Annotated in this window: 14 protein-coding genes; 12 read left to right on the top strand and 2 right to left on the bottom strand. The window is 73.2% G+C overall.

Annotated elements, in window-relative coordinates; all coding sequences use genetic code 11:
- The first annotated feature begins 6 nt into the window (after positions 1–6).
- Positions 7–1,170, top strand: coding sequence for a serine hydrolase domain-containing protein (locus ACV7NM_RS19080; protein ID WP_463411393.1), 1,164 nt, complete (start codon positions 7–9; stop codon positions 1,168–1,170).
- Between the two features lie 793 nt (positions 1,171–1,963).
- Here ACV7NM_RS19080 and ACV7NM_RS19085 read toward each other — a convergent pair.
- The gene (locus ACV7NM_RS19085; RefSeq protein WP_463411394.1) at positions 1,964–3,589 is read right to left on the bottom strand and encodes a penicillin-binding transpeptidase domain-containing protein; all 1,626 of its coding nucleotides are present in this window, start codon (positions 3,587–3,589) and stop codon (positions 1,964–1,966) included.
- Positions 3,590–3,733: 144 nt separating this feature from the next.
- Positions 3,734–5,500 (bottom strand): dolichyl-phosphate-mannose--protein mannosyltransferase, encoded by a 1,767-nt coding sequence (locus tag ACV7NM_RS19090; RefSeq protein WP_463411395.1) that lies wholly within the window; start codon positions 5,498–5,500, stop codon positions 3,734–3,736.
- A 78-nt stretch (positions 5,501–5,578) separates the two neighbouring features.
- On the opposite strand from ACV7NM_RS19090, the gene rsmI reads away from it, so the two are divergent.
- From rsmI to galE, 11 genes are all read left to right on the top strand, one after another.
- Positions 5,579–6,475: a 16S rRNA (cytidine(1402)-2'-O)-methyltransferase gene (rsmI, locus tag ACV7NM_RS19095; RefSeq protein WP_463411396.1), complete on the top strand. Its 897-nt coding sequence runs from the start codon at positions 5,579–5,581 to the stop codon at positions 6,473–6,475.
- Between the two features lie 159 nt (positions 6,476–6,634).
- Entirely contained in the window at positions 6,635–7,141 is a 507-nt protein-coding gene (locus ACV7NM_RS19100; protein ID WP_463411397.1) for a hypothetical protein, read from the top strand.
- 41 nt (positions 7,142–7,182) lie between these two features.
- Positions 7,183–8,058, top strand: a complete 876-nt coding sequence (locus ACV7NM_RS19105; protein ID WP_463411398.1) for a TatD family hydrolase — start codon at positions 7,183–7,185, stop codon at positions 8,056–8,058.
- 727 nt (positions 8,059–8,785) lie between these two features.
- Complete coding sequence (locus ACV7NM_RS19110) at positions 8,786–9,961, top strand: ubiquitin-like domain-containing protein (RefSeq protein WP_463413985.1); 1,176 nt, start codon at positions 8,786–8,788, stop codon at positions 9,959–9,961.
- Complete coding sequence (gene rsmA / locus ACV7NM_RS19115; RefSeq protein ID WP_463411399.1) at positions 9,958–10,860, top strand: 16S rRNA (adenine(1518)-N(6)/adenine(1519)-N(6))-dimethyltransferase RsmA; 903 nt, start codon at positions 9,958–9,960, stop codon at positions 10,858–10,860. The genes ACV7NM_RS19110 and rsmA overlap by 4 nt, the downstream gene beginning before the upstream one ends.
- Positions 10,857–11,762, top strand: a complete 906-nt coding sequence (locus ACV7NM_RS19120) for a 4-(cytidine 5'-diphospho)-2-C-methyl-D-erythritol kinase (protein WP_463411400.1) — start codon at positions 10,857–10,859, stop codon at positions 11,760–11,762. The genes rsmA and ACV7NM_RS19120 overlap by 4 nt, the downstream gene beginning before the upstream one ends.
- A gap of 78 nt (positions 11,763–11,840) precedes the next feature.
- Positions 11,841–13,637: an ABC-F family ATP-binding cassette domain-containing protein gene (locus ACV7NM_RS19125; protein WP_463411401.1), complete on the top strand. Its 1,797-nt coding sequence runs from the start codon at positions 11,841–11,843 to the stop codon at positions 13,635–13,637.
- A gap of 159 nt (positions 13,638–13,796) precedes the next feature.
- Positions 13,797–15,479, top strand: a complete 1,683-nt coding sequence (locus tag ACV7NM_RS19130) for an outer membrane protein assembly factor BamB family protein (RefSeq protein WP_463411402.1) — start codon at positions 13,797–13,799, stop codon at positions 15,477–15,479.
- Between the two features lie 43 nt (positions 15,480–15,522).
- Positions 15,523–17,268 carry an outer membrane protein assembly factor BamB family protein gene (locus ACV7NM_RS19135; RefSeq protein ID WP_463411403.1) on the top strand — a complete coding sequence of 582 codons (1,746 nt, stop codon included), beginning with the start codon at positions 15,523–15,525 and terminating at the stop codon, positions 17,266–17,268.
- Between the two features lie 126 nt (positions 17,269–17,394).
- Positions 17,395–18,087: a response regulator transcription factor gene (locus tag ACV7NM_RS19140; RefSeq protein WP_463411404.1), complete on the top strand. Its 693-nt coding sequence runs from the start codon at positions 17,395–17,397 to the stop codon at positions 18,085–18,087.
- Positions 18,088–18,241: 154 nt separating this feature from the next.
- Positions 18,242–19,201: a UDP-glucose 4-epimerase GalE gene (gene galE / locus ACV7NM_RS19145; protein ID WP_463411405.1), complete on the top strand. Its 960-nt coding sequence runs from the start codon at positions 18,242–18,244 to the stop codon at positions 19,199–19,201.
- The last annotated feature ends 294 nt before the right edge of the window (positions 19,202–19,495 follow it).

Raw genomic sequence — 19,495 nt, forward strand, 5'->3', positions numbered from 1 at the left:
CCGCTCGTGAACATCCAGGGTGAGGTGGCGGAGGGCTTCGAGCCCGTCCGGGAGGCTTTCGTACGCAACTTCGAGGTGCTCGGTGACCGGGGCGCGGCCGTCGCCGTGTACCGGGACGGGCGCCGGGTCGTCGACCTTTGGGCCGGGACGAAGGACGCGGAGGGGACCGAACCCTGGCGGGCGGAGACCGCGCAGGTGGTGCGGTCCGCGACCAAGGGCGTGGCGGCGGCGGTGCCGCTGCTGCTGCACCAGCGGGGGTTGCTGGACCTGGACGCGCCGGTCGGGGCGTACTGGCCGGAGTTCAAGGCGGGCGGCAAGGAGCGCGTACTCGTACGGGACCTGCTCGCCCACCGCGCCGGGGTACCGGCGTTGGACCGGCCGCTGAGCCCGGCCGAGGCCGTCGACGGGGTCTCGGGGGCGCGGGCGGTCGCCGAGCAGCCGGCGTTCTGGGAGCCCGGCACCGAGCACGGCTACCACGCGCAGACCTACAGCTGGTTGCTCTGGGAGCTGGTGTTGAGGGTGACCGGGGAGTCGATCGGCGCCTGGCTGGCCCGGGAGGTCACCGGCCCGCTGGGGCTGGACTTCTGGATCGGCCTGCCCGAAGCGGAGGCGGCGGCCGGCCGGGTGGGGCGGGTGGCGGCCGTGGAGCCGCCGGAGTCGGCGGGCGCGCTGCGGACGCGACCGCGCAGGAACGTTTCTCAGGCGTACGCAGACCCGGAGTCGCTGACGCGGCGCGCCTTCTCGGCGATCGACCCGCTGCCGGACGAGAACGCCCCCGAGTACCGGGCGGCGCAGCTTCCGGCCTCGGCGGGGATCGGGACGGCACGGGCGCTGGCCGGGTTCTACGCGGCGCTGCTCGGGGACACCGAGGACGGCGCCCGACTCTTCGACCCGCGGACGACGGCGCTGGCGTCCCGCGAACTGTCGTCGGGCCCGGACCGGGTGCTGGTGGTGAACACCCGCTTCGGGCCGGGGTACATGCTGCACGGCCCGGCCTCGCCGCTGCTGTCCCCGGCGTCGTTCGGCCACCCGGGGCGGGGTGGCTCGCTGGCGTTCGCGGACGCGGAGGCGGGCATCGGCTTCGGCTACGTCACGAACGCCCTGGCCAAGTCGGTCACGGCCGACCCCCGCGCCCAAGCGCTGCTCCGCGCCCTGCGCCTGGCCCTTTGACCTTTTCCGCCGCGTCCCTCGCACCGCTCGGCCCTGGCGGGGCACCGTCCTTCTTGACGCGCCTCTCGCACCGCTCGGCCCTGGCGGGCCTCACGGGCTTCGGGTCGCTGCGCCGGACTCCGTCCGGCGGACGCCGGGGCGGAGCCGGGCCCCGGTGGCTGGGCGGGCCCCCGCCGGTTGGAAGGCCGGGCCTCCGGTTGCAAGGCCGGGCCCCAGGTCTCCGGGCGGGCTCCCGGTCCCGTTCGGGCCCCGGCCCGGTGGCCGGGCGGGCTCCCGGTGACACCCGTTCCCGGCCGGGCCTCTGGGGGCGCCGGGCGGGGCCCGGCGGCACCCCGTGCCCAAGCGCTGCTCCGCGCCCTGCGCCTGGCCCTTTGACCCTTCTCCGCCGCGCCCCTCGCACCGCTCGGCCTTGCGGGCTCTCTCGGGCCCCGACGGCCGGGCTCCCGGTGACACCCCGCTTCCCGGGCGGGCTTCTCCGGGTACCCCTGGTCCCCTGGACGGCCCCCGGGGAGGGCCGGTGGTCCGGTCGCTGCCCCGGGAGTACGGCGGCCCGGGGTCGCGGCGCGTGACCCGGATCGCGCCGGGAGGCGTGACTTCGGCCCACCGGCCCCGAGGAGGGCACCGGGGGGATGCGGGCCGCGCCGCGTGCCCGGCACGCCGCGTGGCCGACCGGCCCGAGGGGCCGATCGGGGTCAGCACGGCTGCGAGGCTCCGCCAGGGGCAGCAGGCCCGCGGCCGGGCCCACCCCGGCTCCGGCGGCGGACCATGGCCGGGCCGGGCAGAGGACGGGACGTCAGGAGTGGACGCGCAGAACGGCGGCCACGATGGGGCCCGCCGCGTCCGCGCCGTGGCCGCCCGATTCGACCATGGCCGCCGCCGCCACGTCGTCGCTGAAGCCGGTGAACCAGCTGTCCGGGCTGACGCCGTCCACCTCCGCCGACCCCGTCTTGGCGCCCTTGTCGCCGCCGACGGAGGACATGACCCCCGAGGCCGTCCCGTTCGAAGCCGTCAGCCGCATCATCGACACCAACTGTTGCCGCACCGACGGCTTCATCCCCCGCGCCGCCGCGGCTATCGGTCGGCCGTCCAGCTCCGCCGGGACCAGCAGCGGCTGCTGGAACCGGCCGCTGCGCGCCGTGGCCGTGAGGGACGCGACGTTCAGCGGGTTCATGGTGATGTCGCCCTGGCCGATGTACTCCGCCGCCGCCTCCGCGCCCGTCGCGACGGGGACCTTGCCGTCGACCGACTTGATGCCCGTCTTCCAGTCCAGCCCGATGCCGAAGACCTCCTTGGCCTCCTTCGACAGCGCCGCGTCGTCCTTGACGTCGTCGATCTGCTTGATGAAAGCGGTGTTGCAGGACTTGGCGAAGCTGGTCGCGAAGCTCGCGCCGGGCAGCGCGAAGTCGTTCAGGTTGTGGAAGGCGCGGCCGCCCCAGACCGCTTCCTTGACGCACTCCGCCGGCCGGTCGGCCGCGGCCTTGCCCCGGTCGAGCAGCATCTCCGCCGTCACGATCTTCATCGTCGAGCCGGGGGCCCGGGCGCCCCGCATGGCCGCGTTGAAGCCGTCCTTGCGGTTGTTCGCCACGGCCAGGACGTGTCCGGTGCTCGGCTGGACGGCGACCACCGAGGATTCCGGGTAGCCGGCGACGGCTTTCTCCGCCGCCGCCTGCACCCGTGCGTCCAGGTACGTCGTCAGCGTGGCGGGCTCGCCCTCCGCAAGGGTGAGCAGGGGCCGCTTCGGCGCGCCCGCTTCGGCCGGCTCGATCCACAGCTCCGTGCCGGGTTTGCCGCCCGCTTTCGCGCCGTAGGTCTGTCGCAGTTCGGCGAGGACCGGCCCCAGCGAGGGGTACTTCTCCGCCGTCAGCTCCTCGCCGGTGTGGTCCACGGCCTTGACGGGCGCGCTCGCGGGCGCCCCGGCGCGCAGCCGTTCGCCCTTCCGCAGCTGCGGGTGGAGGACCGAGGGCTGCCAGTCGACCAGCGGTTTCCCGCTGGTTAGACCGCGTACGACGGTCAGCTGTGAGTCGTACGCGAGGGGCTTGGTGGCGCCCTCGTACGTCACCTCGGCCTCGACTTTGAAGGGCACGGTGGCGCCGTTCGGCGTGCCGGGGGTGATCACGGCCTTGGACACGTACGCCTTGGTCTTGAACTCGGCGACCGCCCCCTGGGCTTCCTGCGCGTTGTTCGTCAGGTCGGCTGCCGCGCGCTCGTCCCCCGAGGCCCAGGCGGCGAGGAAGGCCTTCGCGGTCTCCGCGGTTTCCTTCCCCGTCGGCGGCCCGCTGTCCTTGGCGGCGGCAGCGACGCCGGTCGCCCCGCCGTGGCCCGCGTCCTCCCCGACCAACATGTACAAGCCGTACCCGCCACCGCCGACCACCGCGAGGAACACCCCGCCGACGATGGCACCCTTCGCCGCCCCGTTCACTTGCGTCCCCTCCCCGACCACCGTCCCTGAACATGTTCAAGAACTCTTTGGTGTGGACCTTACGCGGTGCGCGACGGCGAGACCCGTCTCGTTACCGGACCGCGATGTCGTGGCCGGTTCCGGCCCCCGTGCGGAATCGGGGCCTCACACCCAGGTGTCCAGCCACATCCGGCCGCGCCAGGAGTCCATCGGGAGGGCGCCGCCGGTGTAGATCGGCCAGAAATAGATGAGGTTCCAGATGATCAGCAGGACCAGGACGCCCGCTCCGATCGCGCCCAGGGCCCGGCGTCGCTCCGACGACCCGGCCGGTCCCAGCAGTGCGCCGATCATCATCGTCACCGCCAGGCACAGGTACGGGACGAAGACCACCGCGTAGAAGTAGAAGATCGTCCGCTCCTGGTAGTTGAACCAGGGCAGCAGACCCGCGGCCAGCGCGCACGCGATCGCGCCCGCCCGCCAGTCGCGGCGGAAGAACCAGCGCCACAGCACGTACAGCAGCGCGAAACAGCCCGCCCACCACAGCAGCGGCGTCCCCAGGGCCAGCACCTCGCGGGCGCACTTGCCCGTCTCGGTCGCCGGGCAGCCGTCCGTACCGGGCGCGGGGGACTCGTAGAAGTAGGAGACGGGCCGGCCCAGCACCAGCCAGCTCCACGGGTTCGACTCGTACGTGTGACCCGAGGTCAGGCCCACGTGGAACTTGTACACCTCGGTCTCGTAGTGCCACAGGCTCCGCAGCCACTCCGGCAGCCAGGACAGGGAGCTGTGCCGGTCGTTCTTGGCGGCCCAGTCGCGGAAGTAGGCGCCCCTGCCGTCGTCCGGGCTCAGGAGCCAGCCCGTCCAGGACGCCAGGTAGACGGCGATCGCCACCGGCACGGTCGACAGGAACGCGGGCAGCGCGTCCCGGCGCAGCATCGCCGCGTACGGGGCGCCCGCGCCCGCCGTGCGGCGCGCGGCCGCGTCCCACAGCACCGTCAGGACGCCGAAGAAGGCCAGTACCACCAGGCCGTTCCACTTGGTGCCGAACGCCAAGCCCAGACAGACGCCGGCCAGGAGCCGGTACGGGCGCCATCCCAGGCGCAGCGTCTGCGCGACGAGCGCGTCCGGCCGGGGGCGGCCCTCGCCGTCCACCGGCAGCGCCGCCGCGAGCCGTGCCCGGGTCCGGTCCCGGTCGATGACCAGCGCCCCGAAAGCGGCCAGCACGAAGAACATCAGCACCAGGTCGAGCAGCGCCGTCCGGCTCATCACCAGGTGCAGACCGTCCACCGCCAGCAACGCGCCGGCGAGGCAGCCCAGGAACGTCGAGCGGAACAGCCGGCGGCCGATCCGGCACAGCATCAGGACCGACAAGGTGCCCAGCAGGGCGGTCATGAACCGCCAACCGAACGGATCGAAACCGAACATCCACTCGCCGAGCCCGATCACCCACTTCCCGACCGGCGGGTGCACGACGTAGCCCGGCTCCAGCGGCAGCGCCACCCCGTTCGGGTCGGCGAGGATCGACTTGTCGATGTCCTTGGGCCAACTCGCCTCGTACCCCTGGCGGATCGTGGCCCAGGCGTCCTTCGCGTAGTACGTCTCGTCGAATATCACCGCCTTCGGGCTGCCCAGGTGCACGAACCGCAGCACCCCCGCCACCAGCGTCACCAGCAGCGGCCCCACCCACGCCATGACGCGCTGCCACCGCTCGCGCGCGGCGACGGGCACACCGAGCGCCGTCCACAGCTGCTCGGAGGGGCGCGCGTACGGCGGCACGAGGCGGGTGCCGACGTCCGCGCCCCGGGTGCGCGGGGCGTAGCCGAAGCCGCGCAGGCGACGGAGCCAGACGGGCGGCTCGGGTTCGGAGCCGTGGCCGCCCGGCGGGACGGGCGGGGCCCCCGCGGGGCTGGGCGGCGGCGTCGCGGTACTGGTCACCGGGTCATCGTAGGGAACTCCTCTGTGGGAACCCCAGTGGCTGCGCGAGTCAGGTGGGACGGCTGAGAGGATGGACGGGTGACGACTGACCAGCCCCGCGCCGCCGAAGCCCCCTCCACCTCCGGCGTGCTCGTGCTCGCCGGGACCCCGATCGGCGACCTCGCCGACGCCCCGCCGCGCCTGGGGGCCGAGCTGGAGCGGGCCGACGTGATCGCCGCCGAGGACACCCGGCGGCTGCGCCGGCTCACCCAGGGCATCGGCGTGCACACCACCGGGCGCGTGCTGTCGTACTTCGAGGGCAACGAGTCCGCCCGCACCCCCGAACTGGTCGAGGCCCTGGAGTCCGGCAAGCGGGTGCTGCTGGTCACCGACGCCGGGATGCCCTCGGTCTCCGACCCCGGTTACCGGCTCGTCGCCGCCGCCGTGGCCAAGGACATCAAGGTCACCGCCGTCCCCGGCCCCTCCGCCGTGCTGACCGCGCTCGCGCTGTCGGGGCTGCCCGTGGACCGGTTCTGCTTCGAGGGGTTCTTGCCGCGCAAGGCCGGCGAGCGCCTCGGTCGGCTCCGCGAGGTCGAGGGCGAACGGCGCACGCTCGTCTACTTCGAGGCCCCGCACCGGCTCGACGACACCCTGGCCGCGATGGCCGAGGTGTTCGGCGAAGATCGACGGGCCGCGGTGTGCCGCGAGCTGACCAAGACCTACGAAGAGGTCAAGCGCGGCGGTCTCGGCGAGCTGGCGGCCTGGGCCGCCGAGGGCGTGCGCGGCGAGATCACGATCGTCGTCGAGGGCGCACCGGCCGCCGCGCCGGGAGATGTGGACGACGAGGAGCTGGTGCGCAGGGTGCGGGTGCGAGAAGAGGCGGGGGAGCGGCGCAAGGAGGCCATCGCGGCGGTCGCCGCCGAGGCGGGCGTACCCAAGCGCGACGTCTTCGACGCGGTGGTCGCGGCAAAGAATGCGGCTCAAAAGGTGCCGTAGATCGGTAAAGGGATAACCTGAAAAGCAAAGCTCAGACCGGGTACCGGGCGCTTTTGGCATGAGTGGACCAAAGTCCGCCCAATACTGGACAGGGCCTGATGCGCTCCCGCCCGAAGAGGCGTCCACTGGCAATGCACCAGTGGAACAAGAGGAGCTGGCATGAGTGAGATCGCTGAGACCCCGGCACCCGCTACGACCGCAGCCACCGCCATACCCACCGCCCCGTCGAGGCCGGCCGTGCACACCGTGCACGAGGCGTACTCGTTCGCCTGCATGAAGTGCGGATTCGGCTGGGAGCAGGGGTACGAGATCGAACACCACGTGAACGGCCAAGGCGAGCCGTTCATCGTGTACACGGTCAACAGCGAGCGGGTTCCGTCCCCCCTGTCCAACCCGACGTGCATGAACTGCGGCGGCCACGTGGTCCGCATCATGCGCGAGGGACAGGTCAAGTCGGTCCTCGGCATGCTCGACCAGCTCTACCAGCACGCCATCAACCCGGCCATCGCCGGCCCGCCCCCGGCCATGTACGACGCCCCCCGCCCGCCCAGGCAGCGCAGGAGCGCCGTCCCCGACCACGCCGCTCCCGGCCCGGTCGTCGCCGAGGAAGCCGAAGGCCGGCGCGTCGGGCCGCTGGCCCGGCTGCGCAGGCGCTTTCGCAAGTGAGCGGCGGGACCCCCCGCCCGACCGGTCATAAGATCGGCCTCATGAGCCGTACCTCGAACGACGCGCCGCCCCCGCTGCCCGAACCGCTGCGGGTGGCGGTCGCCGATTCCCACACCCACCTGGACATGCAGTCCGGAACCGTCGAAGAAGGCCTGGCCAAGGCCGCGTCCGTGGGCGTCGCGACCGTCGTCCAGGTGGGCTGCGACGTGAAGGGTTCGCGCTGGGCCGCCGAGACCGCCGCCGCGTACGAGAACGTCCACGCGGCCGTCGCCCTTCACCCGAACGAAGCGCCCCGCATCGTGCACGGCGATCCTGACGGTTGGTCGAGGCAGGGCGCCCGGGCCGGTGGCGGGGACGACGCGCTGGACGACGCGCTGGCCGAGATCGACGCCCTGGCCGCGCTCCCGCACGTCAAGGCGGTCGGCGAGACCGGACTCGACTACTTCCGCACCGGACCCGAGGGCATGGCCGCGCAGGAGCGTTCGTTCCGCGCCCACATCGAGATCGCCAAGCGCCGGGGCAAGGCCCTGGTCATCCACGACCGCGACGCCCACGCCGACGTGCTGCGCGTCCTGCGCGAGGAGGGCGCCCCCGAGCGGACCGTCTTCCACTGCTACTCCGGCGACGCCGACATGGCCCGGGAGTGCGCGGCCGCCGGCTACTACATGTCCTTCGCCGGGACCGTCACCTTCAAGAACGCCGCGTCGCTGCGCGAGGCGCTCGCCGTGGCCCCCTCGGAGCTGGTGCTCGTCGAGACGGACGCCCCGTACCTCACACCCGCGCCGTATCGCGGTCGGCCCAACGCCCCCTACCTCATTCCCTTGACGGTACGGGCGATGGCGGCGGTGCGCGGCATCGACGAGGACGCGATGGCCACCGCCCTGGCCGCCAACACCGCCCGCGCCTTCGGTTACTGAGGCGTCCGTACGAATCCCCGTACGAATCCGCGTACGACTCCCCGCGCCCCGACACGCTCGGTAGCCGCCCGACTTTGGTGAGTGACGGGCGTTCCCGCTAGGGTGCCGTGCCCGAACCAGCGGGTGCCGGACACGTGGAGCGAGCGTCGTGAGCGAGACACAGGGCAGTGGCGGACACCGCCGTGGCGGCCGCGCCGTGCAGACGGCCGCTCCCCGGCCGGCCGGCGAGCGGGACGGATGGGGCACCGACGCGGAGCAGCCGATGGCGTGGCCGACCGCCGCCACCCTCGCCCCCGACCCGACGTGGGCCGACCCCGGGCCCCGGCTGCCCGACGGGCACCCCGGCGCCCCGTACGGGCACCCCGGCGCCCCGTACGGCGACCCGTTCCCCGATCCGTATGACGGCCGCGGCGGCGTCCCCTACGGGAGCCACCTCGGCGGCCCGCTCGACAGTTTCCTCGGCCCCCGGGCCGATCCCGAACCCCCCGCGCCCCGGGAACCCGACCCGGGCAGCGGTCCCCGCCCCGAGCCCGATGCCGCCGTCCCCGCCCCCCGCCCCGCCCGGCGCCGCAAGGGCCACGGCCACACCGTCGCCCCGCACGAGGCCCCGTACCGTACCCCGCCGGAGGAGCCCCCCGGACCCGGCCGGCGCCGCCGCCCGGAGGCCGGCCCCACCGTCCGGCTCCCCGCCGGTCCCGGCCCGTCCGAGACCGGGCGCCGGCGCCGCGTGGAGAGCCCACCGGCCGACCCCGCGCCCGCCCCGGCGGCCGGCGCAAGACGCCGCGCGGCCCCCGCCCCCGCCCCGGCCGGCCCCGACCACTGGCGCCGCATCATCCCCCAGGCCCTGGTCGTCGCCTTCCTCGCGGGCGGCACCACCGCGTTCGTCGCCGCCGACAAGACGGTCCGCCTCACCGTCGACGGCGTACCCCGCACCCTCCACACCTTCGCCGGCGGAGTGGACGAACTGCTCGCCGCCGAACGCCTCGGCGTCGGCCCCCACGACCTCGTCGCCCCCGGCCGGGACACGGAACTCGAAGACGGCGAAGACATCGTCGTCCGCTACGGGCGCCCCCTCCACCTCACCCTCGACGGACAGCCCCGCCAGGTGTGGACCACCGCCCGCACCGTGGACGGCGCCCTGCGCCAGCTCGGCGTCCGCGCCGAGGGCGCCTACCTCTCCGCCGCCCGCACCACCGCCGTACCGCGCGCCGGGCTCACCCTGACCGTCCGCACCGAACGCGGCGTCACCTTCATGGCCGACGGACACGAGACCACCATCCGCACCAACGCCGCCACCGTCGGGGAAGCCCTCGGCCAGGCCGGCATCACCCTGCGCGGCGAGGACACCACATCAGTCCCGCCGGACTCCTTCCCCCGCGACGGACAGACCGTGACCGTGCTGCGGATCGCCGGCACCCGGGAGGTCCGCGAGGAACGCATCCCGTTCGAGACCGAGAAGGCGCAGGACGACAGCCTGTTCGTCGGCACCGAGGTGGTGGAACGCGCGGGCCGGGCCGGCGCCCGCCGGGTCACCTACAGCCTGCGCACCGTCAACGGCGTACGGGAGAAGCCCCGCCGGATCGCCGACGAGGTCGTCCGCGAACCCGTCACCCAGCTCGTCAAGGTCGGCACGAAGCCGCTGCCGACCTCCGTCGCGGGCGCGGACGACCTCGACTGGGACGCGCTGGCCCAGTGCGAGTCGGGCGGCCGGCCCTCGGCGACCGACGCGTCGGGCACCTACGGCGGCCTGTACCAGTTCGACGTGACCACCTGGCAGAGCCTGGGCGGCAGTGGCCGCCCCCAGGACGCCCCTGGCGCGGAGCAGACGTACCGGGCCAAGAAGCTCTACGTGCAGCGGGGGGCGACTCCCTGGCCCCACTGCGGCCGTAGGCTTTACCGGTGAGCACCGCAGAGCAGCAGCCCCACGAGACCCCTTCCGACGCCCTCCTCGGCCCGGCCGACATCCGGGAACTGGCCGCCGTCCTCGGCGTCCGGCCGACGAAGCAGAAGGGCCAGAACTTCGTCATCGACGCCAACACGGTCCGCCGGATCGTCCGCACCGCCGAGGTGCGGCCGGACGACGTGGTCGTGGAGGTCGGTCCGGGTCTGGGCTCGCTCACCCTCGCGCTGCTGGAGGCGGCGGACCGGGTCACCGCCGTCGAGATCGACGACGTCCTCGCCGCCGCGCTGCCCGCCACCATCGAGGCGCGGATGCCGCAGCGCAAGGACCGCTTCGCGCTCGTGCACTCCGACGCCATGCTCGTCACCGAGCTGCCCGGCCCCGCGCCGACCGCGCTCGTCGCGAACCTGCCCTACAACGTGGCCGTGCCCGTCCTGCTCACCATGCTCGACCGCTTCCCCAGCATCGAGCGGACGCTCGTGATGGTGCAGGCGGAGGTCGCCGACCGGCTCGCCGCCGAGCCGGGCAACAAGGTGTACGGGGTGCCGTCGGTCAAGGCCAACTGGTACGCGCACGTCAAGCGGGCCGGCTCCATCGGCCGCAAGGTGTTCTGGCCCGCCCCCAACGTCGACTCCGGTCTGGTCTCGCTGGTCCGCCGCGCCGAGCCGATCAAGACCACCGCCTCCAAGGCGGAGGTCTTCGCGGTCGTCGACGCGGCCTTCGCGCAGCGCCGCAAGACCCTGCGCGCCGCCCTCGCCGGCTGGGCGGGCTCCGCGGCCGGCGCCGAGGCCGCGCTGGTCGCCGCGGGCGTCTCCCCGCAGGCCCGCGGCGAGTCCCTGACGGTGGAGGAGTTCGCGGCCATCGCCGAGCACAAGCCGGCCGCCGAGAGGCCCGCGCTGTGAGCCGCCCCGTGACCGTACGGGTCCCCGCGAAGGTCAACGTGCGGCTGGCGGTCGGCGCCGCCCGGCCCGACGGATTCCACGACCTGGCGAACGTCTTCCTCGCCGTGTCCCTCTACGACGAGGTGACCGCGGCCCCAGCCGACGAGCTGACGGTGACCTGCGAAGGACCCGACGCCGACCAGGTGCCCCTGGACCGGGGCAACCTCGCGGCCCGCGCGGCCGAGATCCTCGCCAAGCGCAGCGGCCTCCTGCCGTCCGTGCACCTCCACATCGCCAAGCGCATCCCCGTGGCGGGCGGCATGGCCGGGGGCAGCGCGGACGGCGCGGCGGCCCTGTTGGCCTGCGACGCCCTGTGGGGGCTGGACACCCCCCGCGCCGAACTGCTGGACATCTGCGCCGAGCTGGGCAGCGACGTCCCGTTCAGCCTGATCGGCGGGGCGGCGCTCGGCACGGGACGCGGGGAGATCCTCACACCGGTCCCGGCGGGAACCTTCCACTGGGTCTTCGCGGTCGCCGACGGCGGACTGTCGACCCCGGCCGTGTTCCGCGAGTTCGACCGGCTCGCCGCCGGGCGGGACATCCCCGCCCCCCAGGCCTCCCCGGCGCTGCTGGACGCCCTCGCCTCGGGTGACCCCGACGCGCTCGCGGCGACCGTGGCCAACGACCTCCAGCCCGCCGCGCTGTCGCTGCGACCCCGGCTCGCCGACACCCTCGCGGCGGGCACGCGCGCCGGAGCCCTGGCCGCCCTGGTCTCGGGCTCCGGCCCCACCACCGCGTTCCTGGTGCGTGACGCGGGGTCCGCCGCGAGGGTGGCCACCGCCCTGGAGGCCTCCGGGACCTGCCGCACCACCCGCGTGGCGACCAGCCCCGCCCCCGGAGCCACCGCCCTCCCGGAGGGTTAGGCTGAGGGGCTGATCCACAGCTGATCCACACCCTCTCCCGGACACCGGCCGGGGGGACCCCCACCTGGAGCGCGTCTGATGGCCGTCAATCTGGTCAATGTCGAGGCAGTCAGCAAGGTGTACGGCACCCGTACCCTGCTCGACGGCATCTCCCTCGGCGTGTCCGAGGGAGACCGCATCGGCGTCGTCGGCCGCAACGGCGACGGCAAGACCACCCTCATCCGGTTGCTGGCCAAACTGGAGGAACCCGACACCGGACGCGTCACCCAGTCCGGTGGGCTGCGCATGGGTGTCCTCACCCAGCACGACTCCCTCGACCCCCAGGCCACCGTCCGCCACGAGATCATCGGCGACATGGCCGACCACGAGTGGGCCGGCGACGCCAAGATCCGCGACGTGCTGACCGGTCTCTTCGGCGGCCTCGACCTGCCCGGCTTCGGGCAGGGCCTCGACACCGTCATCGGCCCGCTCTCCGGCGGCGAGCGCCGCCGTATCGCCCTGGCCAAGCTCCTCATCGCCGAGCAGGACCTCCTCGTCCTCGACGAGCCGACGAACCACCTCGACGTCGAGGGCATCTCCTGGCTCGCCAAGCACCTCCAGGAACGCCGCTCCGCACTCGTCTGCGTCACCCACGACCGCTGGTTCCTCGACCAGGTCTGCACCCGCATGTGGGACGTCCAGCGCGGAGCCGTCCACGAGTACGAGGGCGGTTACAGCGACTACGTCTTCGCCCGCGCCGAACGCGACCGGATCGCCGCCACCGAGGAGTCCAAGCGGCAGAACCTCATGCGCAAGGAGCTCGCCTGGCTGCGCCGCGGCGCCCCGGCCCGCACCTCCAAGCCGCGCTACCGCATCGAGGCCGCCAACGAGCTCATCGCCGACGTGCCGCCGCCGCGCGACACCTCCGAGCTGATGCGCTTCGCCAACGCCCGTCTCGGCAAGACCGTCTTCGACCTGGAAGACGTCACCGTCCAGGCCGGCCCCAAGATCCTTCTCAAGCACCTCACCTGGCACCTCGGCCCCGGCGACCGCGTCGGCCTCGTCGGAGTCAACGGCGCCGGCAAGACCTCCCTGCTGCGCGCCCTCGCCGCAGCCGCCCGCACCCAGGGCGAAGAACAGCCCGCGGGCGGCAGCGTCACCGTCGGCAAGACCGTGAAGCTGGCCTACCTCTCCCAGGAGGTCGGCGAACTCGACCCGTCGCTGCGCGTCCTGGAGGCCGTCCAGCGCGTCCGCGACCGCGTCGACCTCGGCAAGGGCCGCGAGATGACCGCCGGTCAGCTCTGCGAGCAGTTCGGGTTCACCAAGGAGAAGCAGTGGACGCCGGTCGGGGACCTCTCCGGCGGCGAGCGGCGACGACTGCAGATCCTGCGCCTGCTGATGGACGAGCCCAACGTCCTGTTCCTCGACGAGCCGACCAACGACCTCGACATCGAGACGCTGACCCAGCTCGAGGACCTCCTCGACGGCTGGCCCGGCTCGATGATCGTCATCTCCCACGACCGGTTCTTCATCGAGCGCACCACCGACACCGTGATGGCGCTCCTCGGTGACGCGTCCCTGCGGATGCTGCCGCGCGGCCTGGACGAGTACCTGGAGCGCCGGCGGGCGATGATCGAGGCCGCCGCACCGGCGCCCGCCCCCGCGGCCGTCAAGTCGTCGTCCTCGGGCGACGCGCGCGCCGCCAAGAAGGAGCTCCAGAAGATCGAGCGGCAGCTCAACAAGATGTCGGACCGCGAGTCCAACCTGCACGCGCAGATCGCCGAGAACTCCACCGACTACGACAAGGTCGCCAAGCTCGACGCGGAGCTGCGCGAACTCATCGCAGAACGGGACGAGTTGGAAATGCGCTGGCTGGAGCTGGCCGAAGAGGCCTGATCCGCGCGGCGCACGGCCGCCCGCCGGCCGGATAACGACCACGTCACGGGCCGGTCCTCCCTTGGGAACAGGGAGCGGACCGGCCCGTTGCGCGCGCGGCGTCAGTGATAGAAAGGTCATCCTCCCGTCACGACCGTCCGACGCCGAAGGTATGCGCTGATGACCGAGCCGCCCCAGCCGCCGCCGAACCAGCCGCCACCGCCTTCCGGTTACGGCCACCTGCCCGGGCCGCCGCAGCCCGGTCACGTACCCCCGCCGGGCGCGAACCCGTACGCCCAGCAGCCCCCGACGGTCCCGCAACCCCAGGCCCCGCAGCAGCCGTTCCCGCCGCAGCAGTTTCCGCAGCCCGGCTACGGCTACCCGCCGTCGCCGCCCACGGTCCCCGGCGGATCCGGCGTCCCCGGTGACCCCGCCGGACAGCGCAGACGGAAACTGGTCGTCACGATCGCGGCCGTCGCGGCCACCGCGATCGTCCTGGGCACCGGCGCGTACTTCGCCTTCGGTCGGGACGGCGGCGGCTCCCCCAAGCCCCCTGTCGCGCAGAGCAGTACGCCCACCGACGACAAGCCCTCCGACTCGCCCTCCGTCGACACGGGCGACGGGAGCGGCAACGGCAGCGGCGACCAGGACGACCTCAACGCGGGCCGCAAGCCCGGCGAGGACAAGGTCCTCTGGTACAAGAGCGCCAACATCGACGGACCCGGCGCGGGCGTCCCCACGCGGGGCCAATGGGTCGTCGGCGACTCCGTCGTCAAGGCGGTGGGCAAGTCCCTCGTCGGCTACCAGGTCACCGACGGCAAGCAGAAGTGGAAGCTCGACCTCCCCACCGAGATGTGCGGCAGCACCGACCAGACCACCGGCGACGGCAAGACCGTCGTCGTGCTCAAGGACAGTGACGCCGACGGGTTCGACTGCAATGTGGTGAAGCTGATCGACCTCAAGACGGGCAAGGAGGGCTGGACGAAGACCGTCGAGAAGCAGAACATCTTCGACACCTCCATCGACGGCTACCCGAGCATCGTCGGCGACACGGTCGCCATCAACCGGAACATCTCCACCACGGCCTACAAGATCAGCACCGGTGACAAGCTCTTCACGGGCGACGTCCCCGAGGGCTGCAAGCCGCGGACGTACCTCGGCGGCGGCAACGCCAAGATGATCGGCATCGCCACCTGCGAGGACGCCGACCGCATCGTCGAGGTCCAGGGCACCGACGCGACCACCGGCAAGAAGAGCTGGACCTACCGGCTGCCCAAGGGCTACGACGTCAGCAGCGTCTACTCCGTCGACCCCCTCGTCCTCGACCTCGGCAACCGCGACACCAAGCAGCGGGCCATCCTCTCCCTCGGACCCGACGGACAAAAGCGGGCCACCATGTCCGCCGAAGGCTCCTTCACCAGCTGTGCGCCGGGCATGGAAAGCCGGCAGGGCTGCGGCACCACCGTCGTCGCCGACGACACCCTCTACCTGACGACCGGCAGCGAGACCGGGAGCCTCAAGTCCAACGAGATCGTCGCCTTCGACCTGGGCACCGGGAAGGCGAAGTGGCGCACCTCCGCCGGGGACAACGCCCTGATCGCCCCGCTCGCCGCGGAGAAGGGGCGACTCGTCGCCTACCGCAAGAGCCTGTCCTCCGACAAGGGCGGCGAGGTCATCGCCGTCCCGGCCGCCGGCGGCAACCCCACCGTGCTGCTGCACAATCCCTCGGGACCCGCCTCGAAGGTCGAGAGCGCGTTCTACTCCCCGGAACTCGGCTACGTGGACGGCCGGTTCTTCCTGTCCGTCACCCGGCTACAGGCCAACGGCAAGGACGAGAAGCTCCTGATGGCCTTCGGCAAGTGAACGAGTCCACCGAGCCGCCCACCGAGAGGCAGTAGATCCCCCCATGAGCACGCCGAACACCCCGCCCCCGCCGAACCAGCCGCCCCCCGGCGGCTACGGCGCGCCCCCGCCGCCGAACCAGCCGCCTTCCGGCGGCTACGGGGCGCCGCCGCCGGTCCCGCCCGTGCCTCCGCAGGCCCCGCAACAGCCCCCGACCGTCCCGGTGGCCGCGCCCGGGCAGCCCTCCTACGGATACCCCCCGCAGGCACCGGCCGGCTACGGCTACCCGCAGCAGCCCGCCGGCTTCCCCACCGCGCCGCAACCGGCCGCCGGCCAGGTCGCAGGCTCGGGCGGCGGCGGGGACAAGCGCACCCAACTGATGATCGTCGGCGCGGCGCTGCTGGCCATGGTCCTCATCATCGGCGGCGGCTTCTGGTACGTATCCGACGAGGGCAAGGGCGGCGGCACCAAGCCCGTCGCCGGCGGCGACCCCAGCGCCTCCCCCGGCAACAACAAGGGCGGCGACCCCGCACCCAAGGGCGGCACGGAGAAGGTGCCGGCCAACCCCAAGTCGCGGACCCTGGTCAACGTCCCCAGCCCGGCGCCCGACGACGTCGTCTCCGTCGACGGCTCCTGGCTCACCGACACCACCTACGCCAAGTCCGACTTGGCCAAGGTCGTCGGCTACAACCTCGTGGACGGCGGCAAGAAGTGGGAGATCCCGCTCCCCGCCCAGATCTGCGGCGCGACCAAGCACGTCAGCGGCAACAAGACGGCCATCCTCTTCCAAGAGGGCATGGCCAACGACAGCAACAAGTACCCCCGGTGCACCCAGGTCGGCGTCATCGACCTCGACGCCGGCAAGCTCCTGTGGTCCGGCACCGCCAAGTCCCAGACCAACGGTGACAAGCCCGTCCCCTTCACCGAGGTCACCCTCAGCGGCCAGACCGTCGCCGCCGGCGGCCTGGGCGGCGGCGCCGCCTGGAACCTCACCGACGGCAAGTCGCTGTGGACGCCCAAGGCCGACGCGGACGGCTGCTACGACCTCGGCTACGCGGGCGGCGAAGCCCTCGCCGTGCTCCGCAAGTGCGGCCACGACCCCAACCAGACCCTCTCCGCGCAGTCCCTCGACCCGGTGACCGGCGCGCCCAAGGCCTCGTACAAGCTCGCCCCCGGCATCGAGTGGGCGGGCATCATCTCCACCAAGCCGCTCGTCGTCGCCGCCAACGTCGGCAACACCGCCAAGAACGCCACCAACGTCAGCGACCTCTTCGTCATCGACGACGCCGGCCAGCTCAAGTCCCGCATCGGGCTCTCCAGCGGCAACTACGGGCCCGACTGCCCCGCCACCGAGGTCGAACAGTGCACCGGCATGGTCGTCGGCAACGGCAAGGTCTACCTCCCCACCTACGAGCACCAGGGTGCGGCCAACTCCGTCGGCCGCACCAACGAGATCGTCTCCTTCGACCTGGAGACCGGCAAGGGCACCACCGACCGCGCCGACGCCGGTGAGCGGTACACCGTGTACCCGCTGCGCATGGACGGGTCGAACATCATCGCCTACAAGGAGCCCCCGTACGACGGAGGCGGCCAGATCGTCAGCATCGACGGCAAGACGATGAAGCAGACCATCCTCATGCAGAACCCGTCGGACAAGAGCACCCACAGCGCCGAGACCCAGTTCGTGGTCGACCACTCGGAGTTCCGCTACCACAACGGGCACCTGTTCATCGCCCGCACGATGGTCCGCAAGCCCTACTCCAGCAGCAGCGACCCGGAGCACCTCTTCGTGTCCTTCGTCGCCAACTGACCGCCCCTCCCCGCACGCGAGCCCCCGGACGATCCAACGCTTCCGGGGGCTTTCGCGCGGTAACCGGGACGCCCCGTCGAACAAGCGTGTAGCTTGCCGGGTCAGGAGGAACGGGAGGGTGCCCTGATGGGCGTACGGGTCATGGTGGTCGACGAACACCGCCTGCTGGCCGAGGCGCTCGCCTCGGCCCTCAAACTGCGCGGCCACCGGGTCCTCGCCGCGGCCGCGCCGGCCGCCGGCGCGGCCGAACTGGTCATCAGCCGTGCCCCCGAGGTGTGCCTCTTCGGTACCGCCACGCCCGCCGAGCCGGCCGTCTTCGAACCCGTCGTCCGCATCCGGCGCGAGCGCCCGCAGATCGCCGTCGTGGTCCTCGGCCCGGTGCCGAACCCGCGTGGGATCGCCGCCGCCTTCGCCGCCGGGGCGTGCGGTTACGTACGCCACGACGAGCGCATCGAGGGCGTGGAACGGGCCCTGGCCAAGGCGCGGGCGGGAGAGGTCGCCATCGCCCCGCAGCTGTTGCAGGGCGCCTTCGCGGACCTGCTCAACCCCGCCGCCCAACCCGACGACGAGGGAAGCCGGCTGCTGCGCCTGCTCACCCCGCGCGAGGTGGAGGTCCTGGTCCGGGTCGCGGAGGGCGAGGACACCCGGCTCATCGCGGCGGGCATGGCGATCGCGCCCAGCACGGCCCGCACACACGTCCAACGGGTCCTGATGAAGATGGGCGTGGGCTCGCGGTTGGAGGCGGCCGCGCTGGCCGCCCGTACCGGCCTCCTGGACCGGGCGGCGCCGCCCGTGTGGCCCCCGGCCGGCCAGGACTGAGGGCAGGGCCCGCGGGAGTCCGGTGGGCGGGGGGTCCGCCTTCCGGGGGAGTGGGGCAGGATGTCCGGGGCGGATTTCCCCGGAGGCCCCCGATCCGGTAATCCGGACCCAGCACGCGGTCCCGCGTGCGTCACCCCGCGAGAGGCAGCAGCAAGTGAGCAAGTACCTGGTCACGGGCGGCGCCGGATATGTGGGCAGCGTCGTCGCCGCCCACCTCCTGGAAGCCGGCCACGAGGTCACCGTCCTCGACAACCTTTCCACCGGCTTCGGCGAGGGCGTCCCCGCGGGCGCCACCCTGATCAACGGGCGCATCCAGGACGCCGCCGAGTACCTGGACCCCTCCTTCGACGCCGTACTGCACTTCGCGGCCTCCTCGCAGGTCGGCGAGTCCGTCACCAACCCCGGCAAGTACTGGGACAACAACGTCGGCGGCACCCTGGCCCTGCTGACCGCCATGCGCGGGGCGGGCGTGCGCAAGCTCGTGTTCTCCTCCACCGCCGCCACCTACGGCGAGCCCACCGAAGGCCTGTTGACGGAAGCGTCGGTGACCGCGCCGACCAACCCCTACGGTGCCTCCAAGCTGGCCGTCGACCAGATGATCGCGGGGGAGTGCGTGGCACACGGCCTGGCCGCCGTGTCGCTGCGCTACTTCAACGTGGCCGGCGCGTACGGGGAGTTCGGCGAGCGGCACGACCCCGAGACGCACCTGATCCCGCTGGTCCTCCAGGTCGCGCTGGGGCAGCGCGAGTCCATCTCCGTGTTCGGTGACGACTATCCGACCCCCGACGGCACCTGCGTCCGCGACTACATCCACGTCGCCGACCTCGCGCAGGCGCACCTGTCGGCGCTGCGCGTCGCGACCGAGGGCGAGCACCTGATCTGTAACCTCGGCAACGGCAGTGGCTTCTCGGTCCGCGAGGTCATCGAGACCGTCCGCAAGGTCACCGGCCGGGAGATCCCCGAGATCGTCGCCCCGCGCCGCGCGGGCGACCCGGCCGTCCTGGTGGCCTCCGCCCGCACGGCGCACGAGCGCCTCGGTTGGACCCCCACCCGCTCCGACCTCACCGGCATCGTGACCGACGCCTGGAACTTCGCACGCCGCCACAACTCCTGACCGACCCGCACGTCCTGACCGGTCCGCGCACTCCCGACCGGTTCGCGCCCCCCCTGCCCCGCGGGGCGCTCCCGGCCGCGCCGGTGGCGCCCGGCAGCGGGGGCGCGTGCCACTGGCGCGCGCGCCATGGCAGGGCGCCCTGCGCGGGCGCCCTGCGCGGGCGCCCGGCGTGCGTACGCCGGGTGAGCCGAGCCGCGTGCAACTGCCCGCGGCACGCGCCGGACCCCCAACCGCCGCCGGGCCGACCGGGCCGGTGATATCCGGCCACGCCAACGGCCGTTCGGGGCCGTCGGG

The sequence above is a fragment of the Streptomyces sp. Tek67B01 genome (assembly GCF_055231995.1).